This window comes from Micromonospora sp. NPDC049374, from assembly GCF_040677165.1.
In the GTDB taxonomy this organism is placed as follows: domain Bacteria; phylum Actinomycetota; class Actinomycetes; order Mycobacteriales; family Micromonosporaceae; genus Micromonospora.
The window spans coordinates 111,394-129,025 of the sequence record NZ_JBFAQH010000017.1; the positions used below are offsets into that span (position 1 = coordinate 111,394).

17 protein-coding genes and 1 pseudogene are annotated in these 17,632 nt (G+C 71.4%); 8 read left to right on the forward strand and 10 right to left on the reverse strand.

The genetic code is table 11. The annotated features are described in order from the left end of the window. Window positions 1–135 precede the first annotated feature (135 nt). Complete coding sequence (locus AB0J93_RS25005; protein WP_363924760.1) at window positions 136–1,137, reverse strand: FUSC family protein; 1,002 nt, start codon at window positions 1,135–1,137, stop codon at window positions 136–138. 706 nt (window positions 1,138–1,843) lie between these two features. On the opposite strand from AB0J93_RS25005, the gene AB0J93_RS25010 reads away from it, so the two are divergent. Genes AB0J93_RS25010 through AB0J93_RS25025 form a run of 4 tightly spaced genes read left to right on the forward strand, consistent with a single transcriptional unit; the run spans window position 1,844 to window position 3,919 of the window. Beyond that, window positions 1,844–2,299: a hypothetical protein gene (locus AB0J93_RS25010; RefSeq protein WP_363924761.1), complete on the forward strand. Its 456-nt coding sequence runs from the start codon at window positions 1,844–1,846 to the stop codon at window positions 2,297–2,299. Continuing rightward, window positions 2,296–2,733: a hypothetical protein gene (locus AB0J93_RS25015; RefSeq protein WP_363924762.1), complete on the forward strand. Its 438-nt coding sequence runs from the start codon at window positions 2,296–2,298 to the stop codon at window positions 2,731–2,733. The genes AB0J93_RS25010 and AB0J93_RS25015 overlap by 4 nt, the downstream gene beginning before the upstream one ends. Continuing rightward, complete coding sequence (locus AB0J93_RS25020; RefSeq protein WP_363924763.1) at window positions 2,730–3,371, forward strand: hypothetical protein; 642 nt, start codon at window positions 2,730–2,732, stop codon at window positions 3,369–3,371. The genes AB0J93_RS25015 and AB0J93_RS25020 overlap by 4 nt, the downstream gene beginning before the upstream one ends. After that, window positions 3,368–3,919, forward strand: coding sequence for a DUF2637 domain-containing protein (locus AB0J93_RS25025; protein ID WP_363924764.1), 552 nt, complete (start codon window positions 3,368–3,370; stop codon window positions 3,917–3,919). Before AB0J93_RS25020 ends, AB0J93_RS25025 begins: the two co-directional genes overlap by 4 nt. A gap of 70 nt (window positions 3,920–3,989) precedes the next feature. Here AB0J93_RS25025 and AB0J93_RS25030 read toward each other — a convergent pair whose 3' ends face one another. From AB0J93_RS25030 to AB0J93_RS25040, 3 genes are read right to left on the reverse strand one after another with little or no spacing between them, the layout of a single operon-like run. Further along, window positions 3,990–4,319 (reverse strand): hypothetical protein, encoded by a 330-nt coding sequence (locus tag AB0J93_RS25030; protein WP_363924765.1) that lies wholly within the window; start codon window positions 4,317–4,319, stop codon window positions 3,990–3,992. Further along, the gene (locus AB0J93_RS25035) at window positions 4,316–4,534 is read right to left on the reverse strand and encodes a hypothetical protein (protein ID WP_363924766.1); all 219 of its coding nucleotides are present in this window, start codon (window positions 4,532–4,534) and stop codon (window positions 4,316–4,318) included. Before AB0J93_RS25035 ends, AB0J93_RS25030 begins: the two co-directional genes overlap by 4 nt. A 43-nt stretch (window positions 4,535–4,577) precedes the next feature. Then, window positions 4,578–5,720, reverse strand: a complete 1,143-nt coding sequence (locus AB0J93_RS25040; protein WP_363924767.1) for a helix-turn-helix transcriptional regulator — start codon at window positions 5,718–5,720, stop codon at window positions 4,578–4,580. Window positions 5,721–5,889: 169 nt separating this feature from the next. On the opposite strand from AB0J93_RS25040, the gene AB0J93_RS25045 reads away from it, so the two are divergent. Continuing rightward, on the forward strand, window positions 5,890–6,579 hold the full coding sequence (locus AB0J93_RS25045; protein ID WP_363924768.1) for a hypothetical protein: 690 nt from the start codon (window positions 5,890–5,892) through the stop codon (window positions 6,577–6,579). Window positions 6,580–6,761: 182 nt separating this feature from the next. Here the strand turns inward: AB0J93_RS25045 and AB0J93_RS25050 are convergent, their stop codons facing one another. Continuing rightward, entirely contained in the window at window positions 6,762–7,055 is a 294-nt protein-coding gene (locus AB0J93_RS25050; RefSeq protein ID WP_363924769.1) for a hypothetical protein, read from the reverse strand. A gap of 214 nt (window positions 7,056–7,269) precedes the next feature. Next, window positions 7,270–10,785, reverse strand: coding sequence for a methionine synthase (gene metH / locus AB0J93_RS25055; protein ID WP_363924770.1), 3,516 nt, complete (start codon window positions 10,783–10,785; stop codon window positions 7,270–7,272). 302 nt (window positions 10,786–11,087) lie between these two features. Here metH and AB0J93_RS25060 point away from each other — a divergent pair, with 302 nt between their 5' ends. Together AB0J93_RS25060 and AB0J93_RS25065 are read left to right on the forward strand one after the other, a co-directional pair. Continuing rightward, window positions 11,088–11,957: a PAC2 family protein gene (locus AB0J93_RS25060; protein WP_093402074.1), complete on the forward strand. Its 870-nt coding sequence runs from the start codon at window positions 11,088–11,090 to the stop codon at window positions 11,955–11,957. A gap of 127 nt (window positions 11,958–12,084) precedes the next feature. Further along, window positions 12,085–12,882 carry a GntR family transcriptional regulator gene (locus AB0J93_RS25065; RefSeq protein WP_363924771.1) on the forward strand — a complete coding sequence of 266 codons (798 nt, stop codon included), beginning with the start codon at window positions 12,085–12,087 and terminating at the stop codon, window positions 12,880–12,882. 118 nt (window positions 12,883–13,000) lie between these two features. Here the strand turns inward: AB0J93_RS25065 and mshC are convergent, their stop codons facing one another. The 4 genes from mshC to AB0J93_RS25085 all read right to left on the reverse strand — a co-directional run bounded on the left by mshC (window position 13,001) and on the right by AB0J93_RS25085 (window position 16,563). Continuing rightward, window positions 13,001–14,239: a cysteine--1-D-myo-inosityl 2-amino-2-deoxy-alpha-D-glucopyranoside ligase gene (gene mshC / locus AB0J93_RS25070; RefSeq protein ID WP_363924772.1), complete on the reverse strand. Its 1,239-nt coding sequence runs from the start codon at window positions 14,237–14,239 to the stop codon at window positions 13,001–13,003. Window positions 14,240–14,304: 65 nt separating this feature from the next. Continuing rightward, window positions 14,305–15,123: an SCO1664 family protein gene (locus tag AB0J93_RS25075; RefSeq protein ID WP_363924773.1), complete on the reverse strand. Its 819-nt coding sequence runs from the start codon at window positions 15,121–15,123 to the stop codon at window positions 14,305–14,307. Next, window positions 15,120–15,698 (reverse strand): DUF3090 domain-containing protein, encoded by a 579-nt coding sequence (locus AB0J93_RS25080; protein WP_363924774.1) that lies wholly within the window; start codon window positions 15,696–15,698, stop codon window positions 15,120–15,122. The genes AB0J93_RS25075 and AB0J93_RS25080 overlap by 4 nt, the downstream gene beginning before the upstream one ends. Before the next feature lie 133 nt (window positions 15,699–15,831). Beyond that, a complete protein-coding gene (locus AB0J93_RS25085) occupies window positions 15,832–16,563 on the reverse strand; it encodes a histidine phosphatase family protein (protein WP_363924775.1) in 732 nt (243 codons plus the stop codon). A 753-nt stretch (window positions 16,564–17,316) separates the two neighbouring features. On the opposite strand from AB0J93_RS25085, the pseudogene AB0J93_RS25090 reads away from it, so the two are divergent. Further along, window positions 17,317–17,632: pseudogene (locus AB0J93_RS25090) on the forward strand (hypothetical protein); the annotation flags it as partial.

Here is a 17,632-nt window from a genome sequence, read left to right on the forward strand (position 1 = left end):
ACAAGCCGATACGTCAGCCTGGTTCAGGGACCTGCGATGATCACTGGCGTTGTATTGATCTCGCTGGCAGGCACCGACGGTCAAAGCGGACGCCACATCGCTTCACCTCGGACGCGGCAGTCGTCCTTGTCAGTCTCAGTTGGGCCTGATGTGGGCCAGGCGATTCGCCTCGGCTTGTGGCAGTCCGGACGCCTGGAGTAACTCGCCGACGACAGCGCGCACTCGTGAGACGACAACATTGCCGGAGAACTCGACGCCGTCGGCGCAGGCTTCGTCGAGTTCCTTGATCGCCCGCAATGCGCGCGTTCGCGTCGGGGCTGGCTCCCGGGCGGCGAAGAAGTCGCGGTACAGGAGCCTCAGCGCCTGGCCGGTTTGCTCGATCGACGCGGGAAGGCCGGGCGGTACCGGTTCACCGGCCCGTACGGTCGCTACCGTCCAGTGCACTATGTCGTGGGCACTGGTGTAGGCGTTCTCGAGGTGCTCGGCGGCGTGCTCGTACTGGCGCACAATCCCCAGCCGTCGTCTCCGCCACGGTGAGAGGACCACGACCTGCCGCGCTGCGGCAACCAGGTCCGTCGTCTTTGATCTCTGTTCCCAGGTGGTGGAGAAGCGCTTCAGGGCGTCCTCGGCTTGTTGACGGTCACGGTGGGCCAGGGCCGTAGCGGTAGCGGTCAGTTCACGGGCGAAGGCATCCATTGTCTTACCGGTAGCGCGGTGTAGGACGCGCACCGGGTTGAGCGGCAGAATCAGAAACGCGACGGCGATCGCAACAACGCCACCGACCAGGGCACTTTCCGTTCGCGCCACAGCCAGATCGGGTCCTTGCGCCACCGACGCCAACAGCAGGCCCGTGCCTCCTGCCTGCGCCATCACCCCGCCGCTGCCCCGAAACAAGACAGCCGCGGAGATGGCGATCGCCACGACCACGCCGGTCTGTACCGGCCCTACTCCGATGGCCCGTGTAATCAAATGCGCAACCACTGCCCCGGCGATAACCCCGGCGAGCATTTCGATCGTTCGCCTGATCCGATTACTGAAGGCTCCCGCGATCGTGCCGACCGCTACGGCGGGCGCGAACAACGGCTCCGCGTTGCCCAGCACTTCGCGCGTGATGAACCAAGACAGCTCAGCCGCCACACCAGCCTGCGCCGCGACGATGAAGGACGTGCGAAGTCGTTCGTACGCCTCTCGGCCTTGTCGCCGCACAGTCTCTCGCGGCGCACCTAGCGTCCGGCCACGCACCCCTCAACCTCCGGCTTGCCATCGGCTCCCCACGACATCGTCCTACCGGAACCGAGATCAAGTGCTAGGTACCAACTCTGGCTCTCCGCAGGTTGCGCCGCCACCCACCTGCTGCCGACCAGCGAGGACCGCACCCGCCGGGCCATCGACAAGGCGTTCGGTGAGGACCAGGCCGACGATGACGAGCCGGAAGCCCGTGACGGCCTGGAGACGGCAAGATCGTGGTTCAGCGCTTTCCGCAGGTGCCGGAAGTGCAGGTCACGGCACCTGCGGTCGTCACTTGGCGTTGAAGATATCCCGGCAAGCCCGAGACCTGCGATGACGGCCCGGAAAGGGCCTGTGAGCAAGCGAAACGCCACTCACTGACTGTCAACAACTTTCGGCGTTTGTCGGTGGCGAGTGCCCAAGATGTGCCCACCGACCCCCGCCATTAGGCGGGCCCGGACGCGGAGACTGCAACTCCGGGCGGGCCCTCAGATCGCCCCGTGGAGGCGACCCATGAGCACGATACCGACCCTGCCCGTCTGCGGACGGCCCGCCACGATCCGGATCGAGGCATACGCGCCGCTCGACGGCCGGATCCACGGCACGCTCGACCTCGGTGTACGTCTGCCCCGATCACGCCAACCAGGCCGTCACCGTGTTGGAGGCGGCCGGGTTCGCCACCCACCGCCTAGCCGGCGGCACCGAGGTGAAGCGCTGCGGCGACGGCATGGACTTCACAGACCCGACCGCCGTCCGCATCCTGACCGCCCCGGCGCCGGTCGCCGAGCCGTCGATCACGCCTCACCCGGCGTGGTGCGACCGGCAGAACTGCGCCGGCCGGGACGAACACCGGTCCGTCGCCCTGGAGGCCAACCCCGACGGCACGGAGATCCTCGCCGTGCGGTTGTGGCTCGCCCAGTTGCTCATCGCCGACACCGCCGCGCTGGTCGAGGTGGAGTTCATCGCCGGCCCCGACGAGACGGACGGGCATGTGCTGCCGCTGGCGCAGGCCATCGCCCTGTCCAACCGCATCCGGGCCCTGGTCGACCTGGAGCGGGGCGGTCGGCGATGAACGCCCGTACCCGTGTGGTGCTGCTGATCGACGCCGCTGACCCTCGCGGGCAGGCCCGGGTGCTGGCCTGGCTCGACAAGGTCGGCGCGGAACTGATGGCGCTGGTGCGGCCCGAGGACTTCCGGCACGCGCACCGCCTGGTGGCCGACGGTGAGGTGGACCTGATCGTCACCCCGGACGTTGCCGGCCTGCCGGGCGTGCTGGTGGCGTCGCCGGTCCTGATGGCCCGGATGGCCCGTGACCCGCAGGCGAACGCCGCCACCCGGGTCACGGAGCCGGACCGTCCGGAGATGGTGCGCTCCGGCGGGCTGGGTGCCGTCGTCGAGCGGCCGACGTCTGGCATGCCAGACACGAGGCGGCCGTCGATGCTGCGCCGGAACGAGCAGCCGGCGGCACCGAGACCCCGATGGATGCGGGCGGGTGGTCCCCGGTGAGCCGGCCGGAGCGGTGGTGGAGGCCGGAGACGAACCGCCGCCCGGCCGGCGGTGCCCGCCGTCGGGTGCACGCCCGACGGAAGGCGGCCGGCGCGTTCGATGCCGGATACGCCGCCGGGAAGGCGGAGCAGGCCAGCAAGGATCAGCGGCTGCGGGACAGCCTGGCCGAGCTGGTGCGGGCGGTCGACGCTGCGGACAACGGCGATCCGACGCTGCTCGACGACCTCACCCGGCAGGCCGGCGCGTCTGATGCAGACGCATCAGTCCAGCCAGAGCGCGAGCCGTACCGGTGCCCCAGCTGGTGCACCACCGACCACGACGAACCGGAGCAACTCGCCGACGATCTCGCGGTGCAGAGCCGCGGCCACTACGCCGACGTTGCGGTGGTGCTGCGCGACTACGACACGGTTGCGGTGGTGTCGCTGGTGGCCGTGGACAACCTGGAGACCGGCACCCGCACCCCCACCGACGTGGCGCTCAACGCCCACGACACGTACACCCCGGACGAGGCGGCGCAGATCATCGCCGGCATCAGCGAGGCGGCCCGGATCGCCCGTGCCGACGAGCAGGCGGCGGCCAGCGACGGCGCGCAGCTGGTCGCCGACCTCGAGGCGTGGATGCGGGGTGAGGCCCGGTGAACCTGGTCCGGATCGCACGCGTCGCCTCGGCAACGACCGTCGCCGGGGTGGCCGCGGTCGCCTCCTACTCCCACATGCGGGACCTCGTCGCGACGCACGGGCAAGGTCCCCTGCTGGCGAACGTCCTGCCCGTCTCCGTCGACGGGATGCTCATCGTGGCCAGCGCGGTCATGGCCGATGACCGGGCGGCCGGGCTACGGCCACGGCTGTCCGCCCGGGTGTCGTTCGTGGTCGGGGTGGCCGCGTCGATCGTGGCGAACGTGCTCGCCGCGCCGCCGGACCTGGTGGCCCGGGTGATCTCGGCGTGGCCGGCGCTGGCGCTGCTGCTGGTCGTCGAGATGCTCGGCGGCGCCCGGGTGTCCGAGGACGGACACGTCGACGGCCAGGCGGTCAAAACCCCGCCGAGCAGCGGCGGCCGACCGTCGAGCGCGGAGCGGGTGCTGGCCGCGCGGGACGCCGACCCGGACGCGCCGGTCGCGGACATCGCCCGACTGGCCGGGGTGTCCGCCCGGACGGCACGACGCCACCTGAACGGCAGCGCCGGGTAGCGATTGCGAACCCGGGTACGCAATCCCTGAGGGTCCAGCCGGATCTGTCCCCGGGTGGACCCTCAGGGCGCTACGGCGCGCAGGCGCACCGCGTCCAGGCGGTGAACCGGGTGACCAGCTCCCCCGGATCGGCGTTCGGCGACTCGTCCAGCGCGGCCGTGAGCAACGCCCCGAGGAACATCGACAGGGTCACCCGATCGCGCCCGTACGCCTCGGCCAACCGGACCCGCGCCGGAGAGCAGGGCCACGGCGTGCCCGGCTCACACGTCCCGCACGTCCAGTCGGGCCGCAGCGGCGTGTGCTGGTCGCCGAGCCGTGCGGGCAGGGCCTCGACGGCGCGGCCGATCCGGGCCGCCTCAGCGGCCATGGCGTCGCGGTACGACACGATCCGATACGTCATGCCGGCCACCGGGCGTTGCGGCGCGCCTGATCGAGCAGGCGTTGCCGGGCCGCGTCCCGCTCGATGTCCTGCCAGCGTTGTCCGGTGCCCGGCGGTACGGGTCGCTGTCGCAGCCGCTGCCAGAACCTGCGCCACCTGCCCACCGCCACCACCTCCGCCAGCTCGGGACGGGCGGCGGCGGTACGTCGGGGAGCACCGCCACCACCCACGAGCATCGTGCGATGACGGAGTGTGCCCAGGTCAGGGGTGCGGCGTCCGCTACGGCGTCACGGACAGGCCCAGATCACGGACAGCCGCGTCGACCTGCCCGGCCAACTGCCGCGACGCCGTCACCGAGGCGATCGACCGTGCCCGCTCCAGCACCTGTCGCGCCGCGCCGCCGTCGCCGGCCCTGCCGTGGGCGACGGCCAGGTGGACGAGGTGCCGGCCGTGCCAGTCGGCACCGTCGGCTGTCTCGTCCACCCCGGCCGTGCCGGCGGTCAGCAGCTCGACGGCCCGGTCGTTGGCTTGGGCGTCCCGGTCGCCGAGGTACCGCCACACGATGCCCTGCTGCACCGCGTAGAAGGCGGGGGTGTACCAGTAGCCCCACGCGGGCAGTGGCGATTCTGTCGCCTCGCCGGCCAGGTCGGCAGCCTGCGTCAGCATCTGCCGCACCTCGGTAGGGCACGCCCCAGCCATGGCCAACCCACGCGCCTCCTGCCCGGCGGAGTACGCGCGCAGCGCCGTGTTGGCGCGCGGGTCACGGCGGGCGGCGCGGGACAGCCCGATCATCTCCGGCAGGTCGCCGCGACCCTCGGCCCGGTGGCCCTGGAAGGACAACACCGTGGCGGTCAGATCGGCGTTTCCGGCCTCCGTCGACCAGTGCAGGGAACGATCAAGCCAGGTGCGGGCGGTCCGGTCGTCGCCGTTGGCGATGCCCAGCCAACCGGCGAACTGCGCCCACTGCGCGGCCACGTCGACCACCGCTGGCCGGACCTGGTGGTCGGCCTCGCCCAGCAGCGACACCACCGTGTCGAGCTGGGCACGGACGGGCGGCAGGACAGCGGCGGCGCCGATGGAGTCCTCCAGCCGCCGGTAACCGGCGAGCACATCACCCAGGGCGCGCACCCCGGCCAGGTCGACCCGGCCCGGACGCGCGGCGACGTAGGCGGCGCGGTCGCCGCCGTCGGGCGCGTCGACGACCATCGCGGCGAGCGCACCACCGGCGGCGAGTGCTTCGTCGAGGCGGGCGGCGATGTCGACGGCGGGCCGGGTCTGCCCGGTCTCCAGCTGGTGAATGACGCTCTTGCCGTGGTTCACCGCGGCGGCCAGCTGGCGCAGCGACAGGCCACGCTCACGGCGCAGCCGGGCCAGCTCGGCGGGGAATCGCGGGTCAACGATGGTGTGCGCGCGTGGCGGCATGGCGAAGCTCCCAGGTGGAGGACTGGGCGGCGACCTGCCGGCCTCCACACCGGCGGGCCGCCACAGTCGACGGTACTCGGCACCAGGACGCCACGACAGCGGCCATCACGCGAGCCAGGCTGTGTCGGCGAGGCGACACCACCACCCACCCGGCGCGACGGAAGATGCCGTGGTGAAGATCGACCGCAAGATGGGCCTACTCCTGGCCGGCACTGCCGTCCTGTTCGCCGTCGCCGTGGTCTTGTGTATTGCGGCGTGGGCGGTGGCCAACGCCCCCGACACCGGTCCGGAGCGCCCGAAGGTCACCGACTGGATGCAGGCGTGGGGAAGCATCGGCGGCGTGATTGCCGGCCTGGCGGCAGCCGGCGCGGCCGCCATGCTGCTGCTGCATGAACGTCAGCGGGCCGCCGAGGCGGAGCGTCTGCTGGCCGAGGAACGGCACGAGGCCCGACTGGACGTGCCCCGCTCGCTCGTCGTCTCCCGGGCTCGATTCAGCACGTACGGCCAGGGCGGTGACTACATCAGCGGGGTGGTGGTCAACCTGAACAACTTCGGAGCGACACCCCTGCGCAATGTGGCCCTGGTTGTGGAGCTTCCTGAGGACGGCCGCTATCTCATCCTGAGGCCCATTCCGCTGATCGCACCCGGCGAGGCCGTACCGGTGCGGCAGGACTACAAGGGCACGGTCCACGTACCCGGACCGTGGGTGCCGAGGACCGGCACTGCGCCTGTCACTGCTTGCTTCATCGATCACACCAACACCGCGTGGGAGAAGACGAGCGACGGCGAGATTGCCCGGACAACGTTGCCGTATCCGCCGGTCATCCGTGCCACTCAGTCCGAGGCCATCCCCGCATAGAAGACGGGATCGGTCAGCGCGGGACAGGTTGGCCGATCCCGTCAGGGCCGCCGTCGCGGTGGCGGTTTCGACGGTGAGCGGATGTCAGATCGGCGCGGTCCGCCCGGTGACGGGCCGGCGGGGGCCGGTTGGTTTGGGCGGTCCGCCCGGCCGTGGTCCGGCTGGCCCGGTAGGCACGCCGCTCAAGAGCCCAGGGTGAACTGGACGTTGCCGCCGCCGATCAGGCGTACCTCGCGGCGCAGGATGCGGATCAGTTCGGCCTCCAGACTGCCGCCCGGTGCGCGCAGCTCCACCACGACGTGCACCGGCTGAGGTGCCGTCGCGACCGCCGTCCCGCCGCCGGCGGTTGCTCCGCCCGCCGTCGAGCGGCCACCAGACGCGATCACCTGGCGCAGCCGGTCGAAACCATCCTTGCCACCGAGCCGATCCACCTCGGCGGACGTGAGCACGCCACCGGGGGCCAGGACCGCCGGCACGCTGTCGACGCCCTTCGGGCCGGAGCCGTCGACGTAGCCACCCGCCGAGAACTCCCGGTGGCCACCGCGCGCCGTGTTCCGGACGACGACGAGCGTTCCCGCGTCGCGATCGACGCCGCTTTCCGCCGTGAGGTCGATGTGCCCACCATGCGCCCAAGCAAGGAAGCGTGATCTATGTTCGCCCAGCTCAGACCGGTTGCCCGACCTCCACCGCCTATTTGGCGTTGAAGTAGCTGGCCTCGGGGTGGTGGACGACGATGGCGTCAGTGGCCTGCTCCGGCATCAGCTGGAACTCCTCCGACAGCTGCACACCGATCCGCTCGGCACCGAGCAGCTCCACGATCTTCGCCCGGTCCTCCAGATCGGGGCAGGCCGGGTAGCCGAACGCGTACCGGCAGCCCCGGTAGTCGGTGCCCAGCAGGCCAGCCAGGTCGGTCGGGTCGTCGTCGGCGACGGTGCGGCCGTCGGGCAGCCGCAGCTCGGCCCGGACCCGCTTGTGCCAGTACTCGGCGAGGGCCTCGGTGAGCTGCACCGACAGCCCGTGCACCTCCAGGTAGTCGCGGTACTCGTTGCGGGCGAACAGCTTCGCCGCGTACTCGCTGACCGGCTGACCGACGGTGACCAGCTGCAACGCGACCACGTCGAGTTCCTCGCCGCGCGGGCGGAAGAAGTCGGCCAGGCACAGCCGCCGCTCCTGCCGCTGCCGGGGGAAGGTGAACCGGGCCCGCTCGGCGTGCCCGTTCTCGTCCAGGACGACCAGGTCGTTGCCCTCGGAGTAGGCCGGGAAGTAGCCGTAGACCACGGCCGCCTCCAACACCTGGTCGGCGATCAGCCGGTCCAGCCAGTAGCGCAGCCTCGGCCGGCCCTCGGTCTCCACCAGTTCCTCGTACGACGGGCCCTTGCCACCGCGCGCACCGCGCAGACCCCACTGGCCCATGAAGGTGGCCCGCTCGTCCAACAGTGCCGCGTAGTCGGCCAGCGGCACCCCCTTGACCACCCGGGTGCCGTGGAACGGTGCGACCGGCACCGGCACGTCGACCGCGACGTCGGAGCGTACCGAGGTGTCGTGCAGCTCCGGCAGCGACTCGGCGACCACCGCACGCTGCCGTTCCCGGCGGGCCCGCCGGGCGGCGAGAGCGGCCTCCCGCTCGGGATCGATGACCGGCGCACCGCCGCGCTTGGCGGCCATCACCCGGTCCATCAGGGACAGCCCCTCGAAGGCGTCGCGGGCGTAGTGCACCTGGCCGGGGAACATCGACCGCAGGTCGTCCTCCACGTACGCCCGGGTCAGTGCGGCGCCGCCGAGCAGGACCGGCCAGCGCTCCGCGACCCCCCGCGACGCCATCTCGACCAGATTCTCCTTCATGATGACGGTGCTCTTGACCAGCAGACCCGACATGCCGATGGCGTCGGCGCGGTGCTGCTCGGCGGCATCGAGGATGGCGGAGATCGGCTGCTTGATGCCGATGTTCACCACGTCGTAGCCGTTGTTGGACAGGATGATGTCGACCAGGTTCTTGCCGATGTCGTGCACGTCGCCCTTGACGGTGGCCAGCACGATGCGGCCCTTGCCGTCGTCGTCGGCCTTCTCCATGTGCGGTTCGAGGTAGGCCACCGCGGTCTTCATCACCTCGGCGGACTGCAACACGAACGGCAGCTGCATCTGACCGGAGCCGAACAGCTCACCGACGACCTTCATGCCGTCCAGCAGGATGTCGTTGATGATGAGCAGCGGGGCGGTGCCGGCCGCCATCGCCGCATCGAGGTCGGCCTCCAGACCGTTGCGCTCGCCGTCGATGATCCGCCGCTTGAGCCGCTCGTTGAGCGGCAGGGCCGCCAACTCCTCGGCCCGGGTGGCACGCGCCGAGGCGGCGTCCACGCCTTCGAAGACCTCGATAAACCGCTGCACCGGGTCGTAGCCCTCGCGACGCCGGTCGTAGATCAGGTCAAGGGCGATCTCGCGCTGCTCGTCGGGGATCTTCGACATCGGCAGGATCTTGCTGGCGTGCACGATCGCCGAGGTGAGCCCGGCCTGCACGCACTCGTGCAGGAAGACCGAGTTGAGCACCTGCCGGGCCGCCGGGTTCAGTCCGAACGAGACGTTCGAAACGCCCAGCGTGAAGTTCACCCCGGGCCAGCGGCGGGCGATCTCCCGGATCGCCTCGATGGTCTCGATGCCGTCGCGGCGGGTCTCCTCCTGACCCGTGGCGATCGGGAAGGTCAGCGCGTCGATGAGGATGTCCGAGCGGTGCATCCCCCACCGGCCGGTGAGGTCCTCGATCAGCCGCTCGGCCACCCGTACCTTCCACTCCGCCGTGCGGGCCTGCCCCTCCTCGTCGATGAGCAGCGCGACCACGGCGGCACCGTGCTCGGCGACCACCGGCATCACCCGCGCGTAGCGGGAGTCGGGGCCGTCGCCGTCCTCGAAGTTGACCGAGTTGACCACGCACCGGCCGCCGAGCATCTCCAGGCCGGCCTCGATCACCGCCGGCTCGGTCGAGTCCAGCATGATCGGCAGCGTGGAGGCGGTGGCGAACCGGCCGGCCAGCTCGCGCATGTCGGTGGTGCCGTCGCGGCCGACGTAGTCGACGCAGAGGTCCAGCAGATGCGAGCCGTCGCGGGCCTGCCCACGGGCGATCTCCACGCAGGACTGCCAGTCGGCGGCGAGCATCGCCTCCCGGAACGCCTTGGAGCCGTTGGCGTTTGTCCGCTCCCCCACCATCAGCACGCTGGCGTCCTGCGCGAACGGCACATGGTGGTAGATCGAGGAGACACCCGGATCGGTACGCGAGGCGCGCAGGCCCGGCTGGCTACCACCCAACCGCTCGGCGAGCAGGCTGATGTGCTCCGGGGTGGTGCCGCAACAGCCGCCGATCAGGGAGACGCCGTACTCGGTCACGAAACGTTCCATGGCGTCGGCCAACTCCACCGGAGTCAGCGGGTAGATCGCACCGTCGGCGGTGAGCTGCGGCAGGCCGGCGTTCGGCATCACCGACAGCGGGACGGTGGCGTGTTGGGAGAGGTAGCGCAGATGCTCGCTCATCTCCGCCGGCCCGGTGGCGCAGTTGAGCCCGATGAGGTCGACGCCGAGCGGCTCGATCGCGGTCAGTGCGGCACCGATCTCGCTGCCCAGCAGCATGGTGCCGGTGGTCTCCACGGTGACGTGACAGATCAGCGGGACCTTGCGGCCCAGCTCCGCCATCGCCCGGTGCGAGCCGACCACGGCGGCCTTGACCTGAAGCAGATCCTGGCAGGTCTCGACGATCAGCGCGTCCGCGCCGCCCTCGATCAAGCCGGCGGCGTTCTCCTGGTACGCGTCGCGCAGCGTGGCGTAGGCGGCGTGGCCGAGAGTGGGCAGCTTGGTGCCGGGGCCGATCGACCCGAGGACGAACCGGGGCCGCTCGGACGAGCTGTACGCGTCGGCTGCCTCGCGGGCGATCCGGGCACCGGCCTCGGACAGCTCCCGGATCCGGTGCTGGATGTCGTACTCGCCGAGGTTGGCGAGGTTCGCGCCGAAGGTGTTCGTCTCCACACAGTCCGCGCCCGCCGCCAGGTACGCCTCGTGAACCCCGCGGACGACGTCCGGCCGGGTGACGTTGAGGATCTCGTTGCACCCCTCCAGGCCGTCGAAGTCGTCCAGGGTCAGGTCCGCAGCCTGCAGCATCGTCCCCATCGCCCCATCGGTGACGAGGATCCGGTCTGCCAGCGCATCGAGCAACGAAGTCCGCACGACCTCAGGTTAGTGCGGCGAGGCGGGCCCGCACCCCTGCGTACCGTCCGATCCCACATTGTGTCGTCGGGATCACTATGCCCGTTTTGGTGCGCATTGCCCAACACCGCGCGCTGCCGGCCGTGTCCGCGCAGCCCGACGTCGATGCCGACGCCTGCCCCATCCGGCGCGGCCGACGGGCCGGGTCCGGGCCCGGCACGTAGGCTGACTGACGTGAAGGACTACAGCGACACCGCCACGCACCGTGGGCGGACGACCGGGACCGCCTCCCGGACCGCCGGTGACGAGCAGGAGGTGACGGCGTGACCGAGTTCGACGGGCTGCCGGTGCTGCGGTCCCCGGTCGCCATCTGCGCCTTCGAGGGGTGGAACGACGCGGCGGACGCGTCCACCGCGGCGGTCGAGCACCTGGAGCAGGTGTGGGAGGCCCGCCCCGTCACCGAGCTGGACCCGGAGGACTTCTACGACTTCCAGGTCAGCCGGCCCACCATCGCCATGTCCGACGGCGCCACCCGCCGGGTGGAATGGCCGACCACCCGGTTCACGGTCGCCAGCCCCGCCGGCACCGAGCGGGACGTGGTGCTGATCCGCGGCATCGAGCCGAGCATGCGGTGGCGGACCTTCTGCGAGCAGGTGCTGGAAATCTGCCACAGCCTGGAGGTCGAGCGGGTGGTGCTGCTCGGTGCCCTGCTGGCCGACGTGCCGTACACCCGGCCGCTGCCGATCAGCGGCAGCGCCTCCGACGCCGACGCCGCGCGCCGCTACCAGCTCACCCCGACCCGGTACGACGGGCCGACCGGCATCGTCGGCGTGCTGCACGACGCCTGCACCCGCGCCGAGGTCGACGCCGTCTCGTTCTGGGTCCACGTGCCGCACTACGCCAACAACCCGCCCTGCCCGAAGGCCACCCTCGCCCTGCTGCACCGGGTCGAGGAGGTGCTCGACCTGCCGGTGCCCATGGCCGACCTGGCCGAGGAGGCCGCCGAGTGGGAGCAGCGGGTCCGCAGCGCCGCAGAGCAGGACGCCGAGCTGGGCGAGTACGTCCGCGAGTTGGAGGAACGCGTCGGTGACGCGGGCATCACCCCGTTGACCGGGGACGAGATCGCCCAGGAGTTCGAGAAGTACCTGCGCCGCCGGGGCGGATCCGCCGGCCCCACCGCCGGTTCCTGGTAACCCACTCCCCGTTCCGCTTTCCAGACCCCGGGTCGTTATCGGCCCGGGGTCTGGTCATGTGTGTCGGGGTGGCGGCACACACCCCGCGTACGGCATCCTAGGAACCTAGCTGAAATGAGGAGGCGGGATGCAGATCAACCCTGGAGCGGCCGAGTTCCCGCACCGGCAGATCGCCGCGCAGCTCAAGAGCCAGATCCGACGCGGGGACTGGGCACCGGGCGAACGGCTGCCGTCCATCCCGGCCGTCGCCGAGATGTTCGGGGTCGCCAAGCAGACCGTGCAACGCGCCGTCGACCAGCTGCGGGTCGAGGGCATCCTGATCACCAAACCCGGTTCCGGTACGTACGTGCGGGGCACCCGGCGACGGCTCAACCGGCTCTCCCGAGGCCGCTACGGCGGCTTCCGCGGATATCACACCGACCTCGCGGCCCGCTATCGCCAGCAACTCGTCTCCGTCGGCCGCTCCCCCGCGCCGCCCGAGGTGGCCGACGCGTTCGGCGTACCCGACGGCACCGAACTGCTCTGCCGCCGCCATCTCGTCCGCACCGAGGAGTCACCGGTGGAGGTGGGCGCCTCCTGGTTCCTGCCCGCCGACACCGCCGGCACCACCCTGGAACGGGCCGAGGCGTTCGGCCGGCCGCTCTACCAGGAGGCCGAGGAGGCCACCGGCCGGCGGTACGCGACCGCAACCGACACGATCACCGCACGCCAGCCCAGCCGCGAGGAGTCCGAGACCCTCCAGATCCGACCGGACACCCCGGTGCTGCACCTGCTACACGTGGCGTACGACCCGCAGCGCCGGCCCATCGAGGTCGCCCAGGCCACCTGGCCCGGCCCGGTCACCACGCTGACCGAGGAGTATCAGATCCCCGCCCCCGCCCCCACCACCGACCCCGACCCCGACCCCGACCTCGTCCTCGGCTGACCCACCCGCCCCACCCCCAACCCCCTCGCGATCTTGCACTTTCCGTCGCCGCGAAAGTCACGAAAGCCGCGTAATGGCGACCACAACTGCAAGATCGCGGGTGGGGGTGGGGGTGGGGTCAGAGGTGGATGCCGAGGAGGGCGTCGACGGTGTCGGCGAAGAGGTGCGGAGCGGCCGGGTCGTCGTCGGCGCCGGCGAGGGTCAGCTCGGCCCACTCGTCGGCCAGCCGCAGGGCGCCGGGTGTGTCGAGATCGTCGGCGAGTCGTTCGCGTACGCCGGACAGGAACGCCGACCCGGACGGCCCGGCGGTCGCGGCGGCGGCCCGGCGCCAGCGGCCCAGCCGCTCCTGGGCGGCGGTGAGCAGGTCGTCGGTCCAGGACCGGTCGGCGCGGTAGTGATCGGAGAGCAGGGCCAGCCGGACCGCCATCGGATCCACCCGGTCGGCCCGCAGCCGGGAGACGAAGACCAGGTTTCCCCGGGACTTGGACATCTTCTCGCCGTCCAGCCCGATCATGCCGGCGTGCACGTAGTGAGAGGCGAACGGAGCCGCGCCGGTCAACCGCTCGGCGTGCGCGGCGGAGCACTCGTGGTGCGGGAAGAGCAGGTCGTTGCCGCCACCCTGCACGTCGATGGTGGAACCGAGCAGGCCGAGGGCGATCACCGCGCACTCGATGTGCCAGCCCGGTCGGCCCGGGCCGAGGTCCCCGCCCGGCCAGGACGGCTCACCGTCCCGGGCACCGCGCCACAGCAGCGGGTCCAACGGGTCACGCTTGCCGGCACGATCCGGGTCGCCGCCGCGCTCGGGGAAGATCTCCAGCATCTCCTCGCGGGACAGGTTGGACTCGTAACCGAAGCTCGGCGCGGCCGAGATGTCGAAGTACACGTCGCCGGTGCCGTCGTCGAGGCGGTACGCGGCACCGTCCTTGAGCAGCACCAGCACCTTCTCGGCGATGTCCGGGATCGACTCCACCGCCCCGACGTAGTGAGCCGGCGGGATGATCCGCAACGCCTCCATGTCCTCCCGGAACAGCGCCGTCTCCCGCATCGCCAGGACCTTCCAGTCCTCACGGTCACGTTCGGCCCGTTCCAGCAACGGATCGTCGATATCGGTGACGTTCTGTACGTACCGGACCTCATGACCGGCGTCGCGCCACATCCGCTGCACCAGGTCGAAGGTGATCATGGTGGCGGCGTGACCGAGGTGGGTGGCGTCGTACGGGGTGATGCCGCAGACGTACATGGTGGCCGTGCCGTCCGGATCGCTCGGCTGCACACTTTTCCGCGCCGAGTCGAACAACCGCAACGGCTCGCTCCGGCCCGGCAGTCGCGGCACCTCGTGCCCCACCCAAGACTCCATGACCGTCAGCCTAGCCAGCCGTCGGGCGACGTCACGCCGGCCGGCGAGTGATCAACGCGACAGGCTCAGATCGGCGGCCAGGGCACTGCCGGCCAGTCCTGGGACGGCTGCGGAAAGCGACCGCTCTCGCACAGCCGGTCGATCCGAGTGGTCAGCTCGGTGATCTCACCGAGGGTGAGGTGCTCGGACAGTTCCTCGCCGAGCGGACCGGCGAGCTGACGGGACAGGCGGCCGAGCATGTCGACCGCGTCGGCCGGCAACGCACGGCCGGCCCACCCCCAGAGCACCGTACGCAGCTTCTCCTCCACGTGGAAGCTCACCCCGTGGTCGACCCCGTGAATCCGGTCGTCCGGACCGACCAGGACGTGGCCGCCCTTGCGGTCCGCATTGTTGATCACCGCGTCGAGCACCGCGAGCCGGGCCAGCCGCGGGTCGTCGGCGTGGGCCAGGGCGTACGCGGTGCCGTCGTCGTCGCGGGCGGCCGCGATCGGGAACCAGCGGGGTGGCACCGAGTCGGCCGGCACGAAACCCACAAGTGGCTCGGCGTCGGGCGGTTCCTCGATCCACAGTTGGCAGGAACCGGGCCCGAACGGCCCGTCCCGCAGCACCGTCGGCGGCACCAGATCCCAACCGGTGGCGGCGGAGACCAGGTAGGCGGCCACCTCACGGCCCGCCAGGGTGCCGTCCGGGAAATCCCACAGCGGTCGCTCACCGCGCACCGGCTTGTACACGCACCGCGCCGACATCCCGTCCAGGGTCAGCACGCCGCGCAGGGTGGTGTTCGAGGCGTCGACGAGCCGGCCTTCGACGGTCAGTTCACCGTCACGCAGCAGGCGCAGCGCGGCCCCCTCGTCCTGCCGGGGAGCCACGCCAGACGAGGTCACCGGTGGTAGCCGTTGTTCCGGGGGCAGAGATGGCCGGCCGGGTCGAGGGGCTGGCCGCAGAGCGGGCAGGGCGGCCGCCCGGCGTTTACCACGCGCCGGGCCCGCTCGATGAACGCGCGGGTCGCCTCGGGGGTCAACCGGACGCGGAGCCGGTCGAGATCCTCGTCGGGCTCGACATCGTCGGGATCGTCCACCTCCTCCGACTCGCCAAGCTCGATCTCGGTCTCCGCCTCGCCGACCGCGATCGCCTCGATCACCACGGTCGCGGTGTCCGCGTCGAAGGCCAGGCCCAGCGTGCCGACCCGGAACTCCTCGTCGACCGGCGTCTCCAGCGGGTCGTTGTCACCAGCCGGGACGGTAGCCTCGGGCAGTTCCACACCGAACCGACGCTGGGCCTCGGTGAGCAGTTCCTCCAGCTTCTCGGCGAGCAGGGAGACCTGGACCTTCTCCAGCGCGACGCTGACCAGCCGGCCACCGCCGCGCGCCTGAAGGAAGAACGTGCGCTCCCCTGGCGGCCCGACGGTCCCGGCGACGAACCGCTCCGGCGGCTCGAAGGCGTGCACCTGGTGGGTCATACCCACGACCCTATCCGGCGGCCCCGCGCAGCGCGCACCCCACCGACCACCCGAATAGCGACGCCCCCGAAGCCGCGTTTCCCGGCCGCTGTGCGAGCAGATCCCGCCGTGGCGGGATGCGGAGCCGGGCGGCTCACCGGGACGCCCCCGCGCCACCGCCGACCGCGGCGTCGGAGTCCGTCGGCCGGCGGGCCCGCCGACGCCGCTTACCGGGCGGCGGCACCAGGCCGGCCAGGTCACCGCCGACATCGTTGAGGCGTACCAGGAAGGGCCGCAGGGGGGTGTAGCGGATCGCGGTCACCGACGCCGGATCCACCACGATCCGCTGAAAAAGATCCAGGTGTACGCCGAGCGCGTCGGCGACGATGGCCTTGATCACATCCCCGTGACTGCATGCCAGCCAGACCGCCTCGGGACCGTACTCGGCGCTCAGGCGGGCGTCCCAGGCGCGTACCGCCGTGACCGCCCGGGTCGCCATCTGCGCCATCGCCTCGCCGCCGGGGAAGACCGCCGCGCTGGGGTGCTGCTGCACCACCGGCCAGAGCGGCTCCTTGGCCAGCTTCTTCAGTGGCTGACCCTCCCAGCTGCCGTACCCGCACTCGATCAGACCGTCGTCCACCACCGGCGACGCTTCGGGCAGCGCCAGTTCCAGGGTCTGCCGGCACCGGATCAGCGGGCTGGTCACCACCGCCGTCAACGGCACCATCCGTAGCCGTTCACCGACCGCGGCGGCCTGGGCGCGGCCGGTCTCGTCCAGCTCGACGGGCTGTCGACCGGCGAGTCCACCGTCGGCGTTCGCGGTGGTGCGTCCGTGCCGCAGGAGCAGAAGTGTCGCCACCCGAACAACCCTAGGCCCTCGCCCCACACCCCTCAGGGCAGTGCCCAACTCCCCCCGACGGCAACCCCGGCCACCTCCGCCCCGCCACCACCCAGCGGTGCGCGGTGGCGGGTGGCGGGTGGCGGGTGGCGGGTGGCGGGTGGCGGGTGGCGGGTGGCGGGTGGCGGGTGGCGGGGAGATCTTGGTGCGATTCGGCCCTCTGGTGGGCGGTTTCGGACCAAGATCCGGTGCTGTGGTGGTTCGGCAGCCCGGCGTTTCGGGGTGGCGGGCGACCCGGCTCGGGCCTGCTACGCGTTGACGGTCGCCGGATGCGGCAAGTCGGGCCTTCCCGGGCGCCGGAGACCGCGATTTGCCGCATGTCGTGAGTCGGCGAGCCATTTGGCTCGGTGGGGTGGAGCGCGGGTGGCGGTGTGGTGTGGTGTGGTGTCCGGTTTTCGCGGGCGGTGGCGGGTGGCCGGACGGAATGATCGGCGGTCGGTCGGCGTTGTAACCGGTAACTGACCACGCAGCACCTACCCCACCTACCCCCCTTGGTGGGCCCGGCGGGTCACGGGAATGACCCGCCCCGGTCAGTCGTTGGACATGGTCCCGGCGCGTGAAGTGGCACCGCCCCACGCGTCACCCCTTCGGGCCGACATTCGGCCCAGACCCTCGGAACCGAACGGCCCACCCCCTGAGGCCGACGGTGCCACCAGTTCTTCTGGCACCCCACGCGCACGGTCCCACCGCCACCCCTATGCAGGCGGGCCGGACCTCACCCCCGAACGCGAAGGAGCCCCCATGAACACCACGCTGCGCAAGAGCATCCTGGGCATCGCCGGCCTCACCGCCGCCGCCGGACTCGCGGCCGGCCCCCTGAACCACGCCACCACCAGCAACGAGCCCACACCGATCACCCCGATCGCCGCGGTCCAGGCTGACAAGCCGGACATGGGCACGCTGTTGCCGCACGGCACCCCCAGCAACCAGTCGATGATCGAGTTGAACGATGAGCAGGTCGGGAATGTGAAGGCGATCATCGCGGCGACGAAGAAGGCCGGTATGGACGAGCGGGCCGCGGTCGTGTCGATCGCCACCGCCCTGCAGGAGTCGAAGC

Bases quoted from the DNA above. Each gene is read 5' to 3' on its own strand.
- AB0J93_RS25015 (WP_363924762.1), top strand. From the start codon at position 2,296: ATGAACGCCCGTACCCGTGTGGTGCTGCTGATCGACGCCGCTGACCCT.
- AB0J93_RS25030 (WP_363924765.1), bottom strand. From the start codon at position 4,319: ATGACGTATCGGATCGTGTCGTACCGCGACGCCATGGCCGCTGAGGCG.
- AB0J93_RS25040 (WP_363924767.1), bottom strand. From the start codon at position 5,720: ATGCCGCCACGCGCGCACACCATCGTTGACCCGCGATTCCCCGCCGAG.
- AB0J93_RS25035 (WP_363924766.1), bottom strand. From the start codon at position 4,534: ATGCTCGTGGGTGGTGGCGGTGCTCCCCGACGTACCGCCGCCGCCCGT.
- mshC (WP_363924772.1), bottom strand. From the start codon at position 14,239: ATGGAGTCTTGGGTGGGGCACGAGGTGCCGCGACTGCCGGGCCGGAGC.
- AB0J93_RS25065 (WP_363924771.1), top strand. From the start codon at position 12,085: ATGCAGATCAACCCTGGAGCGGCCGAGTTCCCGCACCGGCAGATCGCC.
- AB0J93_RS25080 (WP_363924774.1), bottom strand. From the start codon at position 15,698: ATGACCCACCAGGTGCACGCCTTCGAGCCGCCGGAGCGGTTCGTCGCC.